This is a genomic window from Aliiroseovarius halocynthiae (genome assembly GCF_007004645.1).
In the GTDB taxonomy this organism is placed as follows: domain Bacteria; phylum Pseudomonadota; class Alphaproteobacteria; order Rhodobacterales; family Rhodobacteraceae; genus Aliiroseovarius; species Aliiroseovarius halocynthiae.
The window spans coordinates 1-479 of sequence record NZ_ML660046.1 but is presented as its reverse complement, the minus strand read 5'-3'; the positions used below and the strand labels follow the sequence as shown (position 1 = coordinate 479).

Below are 479 nucleotides of genomic sequence, written 5' to 3'. Positions count from 1 at the left end.
TCGGATTTGCCCGTCGCCAGTTTTTTGGGAGCAAGATCGGCCTAACCTAAGAGAGAGTTTAGCTCATCTGGTTGGTTTGATTATGCGGCGTGCTGGCGGTGATGCAAACGACGCGTTTCGCGCGTCTTTCGTTTGATCCTTTCCCGTTGCTTTAGAATGGCTGTGTCACGCCCGAAGTAGACGTCGGCGGGCGTCATTTTCGGGCTCTCGTGGTAGCGTTGGTGATTGTAGTGATCGACGAAGGCTTCGATCTGGGCCTCAAGATCACCCGGCATGAAGTAGTTTTCCAACAGGATGCGGTTCTTCAAAGTTTGATGCCAACGCTCGATCTTGCCTTGGGTTTGCGGATGATACGGCGCACCGCGCGAGTGCTTCATTCCCTTGTCCTGCAACCACTCAGCCAAATCCCCTGAGACGTAGCTGGATCCATTTCCGCAGAGCAGATGCGGCTTATGAACGACATGAACCTGATCGCAGCC

1 protein-coding gene is annotated in these 479 nt (G+C 53.9%); it reads right to left on the bottom strand.

Going from position 1 to position 479, the window contains the following annotated elements:
- Positions 1-80: 80 nt before the first annotated feature.
- On the bottom strand, positions 81-479 hold a 399-nt coding region (locus FIL88_RS16590; RefSeq protein WP_142854998.1), incomplete at its 5' end, for an integrase core domain-containing protein.